At 69.7% G+C, this 6,132-nt stretch carries 5 protein-coding genes; 4 read left to right on the top strand and 1 reads right to left on the bottom strand.

Features of this window, described 5'->3' with window-relative positions; all coding sequences use genetic code 11:
* Nucleotides 1-323 precede the first annotated feature (323 nt).
* Nucleotides 324-1,355, top strand: a complete 1,032-nt coding sequence (locus tag E4O86_RS22015; protein WP_161142695.1) for a Bug family tripartite tricarboxylate transporter substrate binding protein — start codon at nucleotides 324-326, stop codon at nucleotides 1,353-1,355.
* A gap of 119 nt (nucleotides 1,356-1,474) precedes the next feature.
* Nucleotides 1,475-2,032, top strand: coding sequence for a carboxymuconolactone decarboxylase family protein (locus E4O86_RS22010; protein WP_161142694.1), 558 nt, complete (start codon nucleotides 1,475-1,477; stop codon nucleotides 2,030-2,032).
* Between the two features lie 105 nt (nucleotides 2,033-2,137).
* Here E4O86_RS22010 and E4O86_RS22005 read toward each other — a convergent pair whose 3' ends face one another.
* Nucleotides 2,138-3,307, bottom strand: coding sequence for a TAXI family TRAP transporter solute-binding subunit (locus E4O86_RS22005; RefSeq protein WP_161142693.1), 1,170 nt, complete (start codon nucleotides 3,305-3,307; stop codon nucleotides 2,138-2,140).
* Between the two features lie 211 nt (nucleotides 3,308-3,518).
* Between E4O86_RS22005 and E4O86_RS22000 the strand changes: the two genes are divergently transcribed.
* Together E4O86_RS22000 and E4O86_RS21995 are read left to right on the top strand one after the other, a co-directional pair.
* Nucleotides 3,519-5,561, top strand: a complete 2,043-nt coding sequence (locus E4O86_RS22000; RefSeq protein WP_161142692.1) for a TRAP transporter permease — start codon at nucleotides 3,519-3,521, stop codon at nucleotides 5,559-5,561.
* A gap of 17 nt (nucleotides 5,562-5,578) precedes the next feature.
* Nucleotides 5,579-6,132 (top strand): alcohol dehydrogenase catalytic domain-containing protein (locus E4O86_RS21995; RefSeq protein WP_161142691.1); only part of this gene is annotated, 554 nt, incomplete at its 3' end.

Raw genomic sequence — 6,132 nt, 5'->3', positions numbered from 1 at the left:
CGAAGCCGGGGCCAGCCGCCGGCGAGGCACGGCTCGCGGCGGAGGCCTGAGCCGCGCGGCGTTCGCGTTGCGGAAGCGCCGGACCGGGTCCTCCGGCAGGCGGGTTCCCCGCCGCGCGCCTCCCGGGCGCCGCGCCCGCCTGTTGTGACCGCCGGAAATTCCGCGCGGCCGAATTCGGATGGCGGTTTCGTTGACAGAAGCGGGCGCGGCAAACCTAACGTCTCTGCGGAGCGGCGGGCGCGCGGAAGCAGAGCGCCCCCGGCGGAGCCGACGCGTCTCGGCCGCGCGCCGCCGACACTTCCGGATCGAGAGGGAACGAGCCAATGTCTCACGCCAAGAGCCTGCTGAGCCTTGCAGCGTCCGCGCTTCTGCTTGCGGGCGCGACCGTTGCACATGCGCAGTCGCCCGAGGACTTCTATCGCGGCAAGACGATCGACATGGTGATCGGCTACGCGCCGGGCGGCAGCAACGATCTCTATGCCCGCATCGTGTCGGAGTACATGTCCAAGTACATTCCGGGCAATCCGACCATCGTGCCGCGCAACATGCCGGGCGCGGGCAGCCTGGTCGCCGCCAACGACATCTACAACCGCGCCGCCAAGGACGGCACCGTGATCGGGCTCGTGGCGGCGACGCTTCCGCTCGACGAGCGGCTCGGCGCCCAGGGCATCATGTTCGAATCGGCGAAGTTCAACTGGATCGGCCGCATCGCCACCGGCACCAATGTGACGATGATCTGGCACACCTCGCCGGTTAAGACCTTCGAGGACGCGCTCGAGAAGGAGACCGTGCTGGCGGCGACCGGCGCGAGCTCGACCGTGACCATCTACCCGACCGTGATGAACAACGTGCTCGGCACCAAGTTCAAGCTGATCAAGGGCTACAAGGGCTCCGCCGAGGCGATGCTGGCGATGGAGCGGGGCGAGGCGGAAGGCCATTCGACCAGCCTCGCAGCGCTGCAGTCGAGCCATCCGGACTGGATCAAGGACGGCAAGGTGAGGCTCATCGTCCAGTATGCGCTGAACCGCGAGCCCTCGATCCCTGACGTGCCGACCGCCATCGAGGTCGCCAAGACCCCGGAGCAGAAGCAGGTGCTGCGGATCGTCATGAACGCGACCGAGATCGGCAAGTCCGTGCTCGCGCCGCCGGACATGCCGGCCGAGCGGGTGAAGGTGCTGCGCGACGCGTTCTCGAAGGCGGTGCAGGACCCCGAGTTCGTCGCTGCGCTCGAGAAGGCGCGCCTCGACATGAACCCGATGTCCGGCGCGGACCTCCAGGCGCTGGTCGAGGAGGTGGGCGGCGCCGATCCGGCCGTCATCGAGAAGGTCCGGGAGATCTATCCCCGCACGGAGTGAGCCTCCGGCCTGAAGTTCTTCGCGCGGCGTCCGAGGCCCTCGGGCGCCGCTTCCTTTTGGTCCGCCGGGACGGCCTCGAGGCACGGCGGATCGGCTTCCGCGCAACGGAGGGGCTCCCGATGCCCAGAATTCCCCCGGTCGATCCCGGCCGTCTCACGCCCGAGCAGGCGGCGGTCCACGAGCGCATCGCCTCGGGCGCCCGCGGCAGCGTCCGCGGTCCCTTCGCGGTGCTCCTGCACAGTCCGGAACTCGCCGGCTTCGTCGAGCAGCTCGGCGCCTATGTGCGCTATCGCTGCCGCATTCCGAAGCGCCAGCGCGAGATCGCGATCCTCGTCGTCGCGGCGCACTGGCGCGCCTCCTACGAATGGGAGGCGCATGCGCCCATCGCCCGCGGCGAGGGCGTCCCGGACGAAATCATCGCGGCGATCGCCGCTGAGAGCGAGCCGCCGTTCGAGGACGAGCGGGATCGCCTCGTCCACACCTTCGCGCGTGAGAGCCTCGCCGGCAGGCGGGTGAGCGATGCGACTTTCGCGGGCTGCCGCGAGGCGTTCGGGGAGGCCGGCGCCGTCGATCTCGCCGGCCTCGTCGGCTACTACACGCTGCTCGCGCTCGCCATCAACGCGCTCGAGGTCGAGCCTCCGGCGGGCCGGCCCTTCGACATTCCCTGCCCGCGCTGACGATCCGGCGCGGAAAGGCCGGGCCCCTTGCGGGAACCCGGCCTCGTCCGGGGCGGCGCCAGGCCGCCCCCCATCTTTGGTCCGGCCGCCCGCCGGACCGCCTTCTCATTGCACGCCGGATTCCATCCCGGCGGCGCTGAGCGCCTCGAGCCGATGCTTCAGCCAGGCCTCGGTGAAGGCCTCGTCGCCCGAGATGTTCTGCGCCACGGTCTCCTGCCACGCTTTGGCCAGCACCTCCTGCCGCTTCACCAGCTCGTCGTTGTGCGCCTGGTCGGCGTCGGTCCAGACGCCGCGCTCCTTGAGGTAGGCGATGGCGCCCTCGTGGAAGGGGATCACCCAGTCGAAGCTCCAGCGGCCGATCTCCCAGCCCGGCGCGGCGGCGTCGCTGTCCTTGTAGGCCTCGAAGAGCACGTCCATCGCCTTCGTCATCTCCTTGACGAGCGCCGGATCCTCCTTCTCGTAGGTGACGAGGACCGGGAACGGCGACATGGCGCCCTCGATCGGCTGGTCCTTCTTGACGCCGGCGCCCGCGGTCACCTTGTGCGGCACGTAATAGCTCGCGGTGCTGAGGAGGCGCTTCCACCCCTCCTTGTCGTCATGCGGCAGCGGCGGCCAGTAGATGCCGCGGTCGGAAGCCTCGAGCTGGCTCGCCATCGGATTGGTGGTGGACGTGCACATCACGTCGACATCCCCGCCGAGGAGCGCGCGCGCGGCCGCCGGAATGCCGGAGAACTCAACCTTCCGGACGTCGTCCCAGGTCATCTTGCCGAAGGCGAGCCAGGCCTTGGTGCACTGGTTGAGCGACGGCGAGCCGTGGATGAAGGCGACGCGCTTGCCGCGCAGGTCGGCCACGGTGCGGATGTTGGCGTCGCCCGCCGTGATGAGGCCGAGGCCGCCGTCGGACGAGCTGTTCGCCACCTGGCGGATCTTCTGCGGCCCCCAGCTCCGGGCGCTGAACTCCTGCAGGCCCTCCTGGGCGAAGAAGGCGCCGTTGCCGGTCAGCATGAACTGCACCGTGCCGGCGCGCAGCGGCGCCGTGCGCGCGACGTCGTTGCCGCCGGGCAGCAGCCGGAGCTGGACCCCGAGCTTGCTCTGCAGGGCGTTGCCGATGCCGAGCGCCTGTCCGTAGGTCGTCGATTCGGTCGTGAAGAGCGACCAGGCCACGGTCGGCGGCAGGTTCACCTTGGCGTCGGCCGGGGCCTTGTCCTCTGCCCGGGCGCCGGTCGCCGCGAAGGCGCATGCCAGCAGCAGGCCGGCTTTCACTTTCCAGTTCATTCTCGATCCTCCCTTGGGGACTTCGTGGCGTCCGCTCCCGAATGGCGGACGCCGGGACGCGAGGCGGCGAGATTCCGTCTGGCGGAAAACATCCCCGCTTCCGTTGACACTGAACCGTCGCGCCGCGATCAATGCAACGATTGCGGGGAGGAATTCCGCCACGTGGAATGCTCGTGAGACAGAAATTCACGGCCCGTCGGCAGGTATCGGCATGAACATTCAGAACGACGACCGCGTCCGGTCAGACCAGAGTTCGATCAAAGAGCTTGTCTCTTCCGCGCCCGAGATGGCGGTGGAGGAGTTGCGCTTCCGGTCTCTTCGCGGCGTGGCGCGCCTGCTGTTCGCGGTCCTCACCATAGCCACGCTCGGCGTCGCGCTATACCAGTTCAGCAATGCCAGTCTGCTGTTCGGCGTGGTGATTCTCGACAACAGATACTACTATCTCGTCGCCACGCTCGTGCTGCCGCTGGTCTTTCTCGTCTATCCCGCCCGCGCCTCGGCCGAGAAGGCGGCACCGACGATCCTGGACTGGATGTTCGCGGCCGGCGCCCTCGGCTGCGGTCTCTACTTCGTCTATTTCTCGGAAGTGATGGTCAACGAGGGCTGGGAATACCTGGCGCCGCAGACGGCCATCTGGATTTCCGTCGCGTTCTGGGTGGTGATCCTGGAGGCGCTGCGCCGCACGGCGGGCCTGCCGATCACGATCATCGCGCTCGTCGTCTCGCTCTATCCGCTCGTCGCGGACCGGCTGCCGGCGCCCTTCACCGGCATCCCGCAGTCCTTCGCGAACGTGATGAGCTTCCACATCATCGGGTCGAGCAGCGCGTTCGGCGTCCCGATGCGCGCCTTCGCGGATCTCGTCATCGGCTTCCTGCTGTTCGGCGTCGCTCTCAATTATACGGGCGGCGGCAAGTTCATGAACGACGTCGCCTTCGCGCTGGTCGGGCGCTGGCGCGGCGGCGCGGCCCAGGTCGGCGTCATCTCCAGCATGCTGCAGGGCTCGATCTCGGGAAGCGTGGTCTCGAACGTCATCACGAGCGGCGTCGTCACCATCCCCGCCATGCGCCGGACGCGGTTCAGCCCGTCCTTCGCCGGCGGCGTGGAGGCGGTGGCCTCGACGGGCGGCGTCCTGATGCCGCCGGTCATGGGCGCGACCGCCTTCCTGATGGCCTCGTTCCTGAACATTCCCTATGCGCAGATCGCGCTTGCGGCCGCCGTGCCGGCGCTCCTCTTCTATTTCGGCCTGATGGTGCAGATCGACGCCTATTCCGCGCGGCGCGATCTGGCGGGGCTGAAGCAGGAGGATCTGCCGCGCCTCTCCGAGGTCATGAAGTCCGGCTGGATCTACCTCCTGGTATTCGCCGTCCTGATCTGGCAGCTCGCGGACGAATCGAAGGCCGGCCTCGCGCCCTTCACCGCGACCGGCGTGCTCCTCGTCATCAACCAGTTCATGCCGAAGCGCAGGCTGACCCCCGGCCGCGCCGTGGAGTTCCTGCTCGCCTCCGGCCGCGCCATCGCGGAGATCCTGCCGCTGATGATCGGCGTCGGGTTCGTCATCGGCGCGCTCACGGTGACCGGCATGCTCGGCACCCTTGTCAACGACCTCATCTTCCTCGCCGGCGACGCGCCGCTCCTGCTTCTCCTGATGGGGGCGGTGGCGAGCTTCGTCCTCGGCATGGGGATGACGGCGACCGCCTGCTACATCTTCCTCGCCGCCACGCTCGCGCCCCCGCTCGTCCGCGCCGGGCTCGATCCGCTCGGGATCCACCTCTTCATCTTCTACTGGGGGATGGTGTCCTTCATCACGCCGCCGGTGGCGATCGCGGCCTTCGCCGCCGCCTCGCTCGCCCGCGCGAACCCGTTCTATGTCGGCTTCCAGGCCGTCCGGCTCGGCTCCGTCATCTATGTCGTGCCCTTCCTGTTCGTGCTCAACCCGGCGCTCATCCTGCATGGCGGCTGGGCCGAGATCGCGGTCTCGGTGGCGGCCGCGGCGGTCGCGGTCTGGCTGATCGGGTCGAGCCTGCAGGGCTATGCCGTCGGCTTCGGCTCGTTCGGGTCGGGGCCGGCCTCCTGGCTCGCCCGCGCGCTCGCCGGATCGGGCGGGCTCGGCATCGGCGTCGCCCCGATCGTCTTCGAACGTGCCCACGGCACCGAGATCACGATCGCCGCCCTCCTCTGCGCGGTGGCGGGGCTCGCGCTGGTCCGCGGCCGGCGCGTCGCCGCCCGCTCCCGCGCGATGTCGGCGAGCATGTGACCGGAAAGGAGACAGTTATGCACGCCCAGCCCAGCCTGCCGGCCACGATGCGCGCCGTCGCGATCACCGCGCCCGGCGGGCCGGAGGTCCTCCGGGTCGAGACGGTTCCCCTTCCCGAGCTGAGGGAGGGCGAGGTGCTGATCCGGGTCGCCGCCGCCGGCGTGAACCGCCACGACACCGGCCAGCGCAGCCGCGGCAAGGCCGCGCCGACGGCGCGGTCCCAGGTTCCGGGGCTCGAAATCGTGGGCGAGGTGGTCGCGAGCCGGTCCGGAAAGGTCCGGCCGGGGCGCCGCGTCGCCGCCCTCGTCGATGGCGGCGGCTATGCGGATTACTGCGCGGCGGAGGCCGATCTCTGCCTCGCCGTGCCGGACGCGCTCTCCGATCTCGAGGCGGCATCGCTTCCGGAGGCGCTCTTCACGTCCTGGTTCGGGCTGGTCGAGCTCGGCGGCCTCGGCACCGGCGGGGCGGTCCTGATCCACGGCGCGGCCGGCGGCGTGGGCATCGCCGCGGTGCAGGTCGCGCGCCTGCGCGGCGCCGTCGCGGTCGCAACCGCGAGCCGCCCGGAAAAGCT

It is taken from the genome of Propylenella binzhouense, assembly GCF_009866965.1.
Lineage (GTDB): Bacteria > Pseudomonadota > Alphaproteobacteria > Rhizobiales > Afifellaceae > Propylenella > Propylenella binzhouense.
This window is presented reverse-complemented; position numbering and strand designations above follow the sequence as displayed.